Below are 1,473 nucleotides of genomic sequence, written 5' to 3'. Positions count from 1 at the left end.
AAGCGGCTCGTGTCTACGGGCCACCGAGCCGAGCCTGTCGGCGAGGTGGTCGATCCGCCACTCGTCGACATCCGGGCAGAAGGTCAGCGTGAGGTGCCACTGCGAGGGGTTGGTCCACGCCAGGCCCGGCCGCGGCTCGAGAAACCGCTCGAGTTCCTCGCGGACCTCGTTCGGCGGCAGGACCGCGACGAACATCCGATGACCCATGCGCGACCGACTCCCCTCTGCACCTCTCACACCACGGTGGCCCACCACGCGCCCAGCCACAAGCCCAGCAAGGCAGCGAGAACGGTCGCGAGCATCGTGCCCACCGCGTAGGCCAGCGCCATACCGACCCGCGCGTCCCGGGCCAGGCGGAGGGTGTCATAGCTCGCGGTGGAGAACGTCGTGTATCCACCGAGGAGGCCGGTGCCGATCATCGGGGCTGCATGCGACCAGCCCGGGCCCCACTCGCCGGCGTAGAACCACCCCACGAGCAACCCGAGAGCCAGCGAGCCCGACAGGTTGATCAGAAACGTCGCCAGGGGGAACGGGCGCCGCCAGCGCGAGGACACGGCCACGTCCACCACGTACCGCAACGCCGCCCCGGCGCCTCCCCCGAGTGCGATCCACCCGGCCAGCACCGCATCGCTCCACGAAATCGACACCAGAGGCAAGTTCAGGAATGTCATGTCACGAGACCGCCGGGCTCGGGTCCGGTCGCCGCCGCGACGCAAGCACGATCCCGAGCATCGTGGCCACCGCGCCGAGGGCGAGCGTGCCGGCGCAGTAGAGGGCGGCCATGGGTGCATCGCCCACCTGCACGAGCTCCGCGGCCTGCAGTGCGATGAGGGAGTACGTGGTGAAACCGCCGCAGAAGCCGGTACCCACCAGCAACCGCGCACGGTGTCGTCGTCGTCCCACGACCTGGTTCCCACCGTCCCGGTCCCCACCGCCGGCGAGCCAGGTCAACAGCAGACCCAGGACGAACGCGCCGACCAGGTTCACGGCGAGGGTCGCGGTGAGCGCTGCCTCGGGGAACGCGAACGACACGATGGCCCGCGCATAGGAACCCACGGCCCCGCCCAGCGCCACCAGCCCCATCGCGACCGGAAGACTCACAACGGGCGGCCTCACCCCGCGAGTCCGGCCTCCAGGGCGGCCTCGAGGCCCGCGCGGTCGCCGGAGATCTCCAGCCCCGCGTCCTCGGCGCCGAGCCTTCCCCACAGCAGGAGCGCGAGCGACTCCGGCGAACCCGACACCTCGACCTCCCCGGTCCCGTCGGCGCCGGGCAGCTCCCACTCGAGATCGCCCGAGGCCGTCGCACCCACCGGCTCGGCGCCCGTCGCCAGACCCTCGGGGGCGTGGAGCACGGCGCGCAGCCGGATCGTCACCGGCAGCGGTGCTCGGGAGCCCTTGTGCGGGTACATCACGGCGCAGAACTCGTCCACCGTGTCCACGGCCACGTCCTCCGGAAGCGGCGTCGTGGCCGAG

The 1,473-nt window shown here is 71.7% G+C and carries 4 protein-coding genes; all 4 read right to left on the bottom strand.

What is annotated here, in order from left to right:
- A partial coding sequence (locus tag G6027_RS17700; protein WP_277612364.1) for a 2'-5' RNA ligase family protein occupies window positions 1-207 on the bottom strand: 207 nt, incomplete at its 3' end.
- A gap of 26 nt (window positions 208-233) precedes the next feature.
- The gene (gene crcB / locus G6027_RS17695) at window positions 234-671 is read right to left on the bottom strand and encodes a fluoride efflux transporter CrcB (RefSeq protein WP_182638284.1); all 438 of its coding nucleotides are present in this window, start codon (window positions 669-671) and stop codon (window positions 234-236) included.
- Between the two features lies 1 nt (window position 672).
- On the bottom strand, window positions 673-1,101 hold the full coding sequence (locus tag G6027_RS17690; RefSeq protein WP_182638283.1) for a CrcB family protein: 429 nt from the start codon (window positions 1,099-1,101) through the stop codon (window positions 673-675).
- Between the two features lie 11 nt (window positions 1,102-1,112).
- Window positions 1,113-1,473: hypothetical protein (locus G6027_RS17685; protein ID WP_206682514.1), on the bottom strand; the 361-nt coding region annotated here is incomplete at its 5' end.

It is taken from the genome of Dietzia sp. SLG310A2-38A2 (assembly GCF_014145095.1).
Classification (GTDB): domain Bacteria; phylum Actinomycetota; class Actinomycetes; order Mycobacteriales; family Mycobacteriaceae; genus Dietzia.
This window is presented reverse-complemented; position numbering and strand designations above follow the sequence as displayed.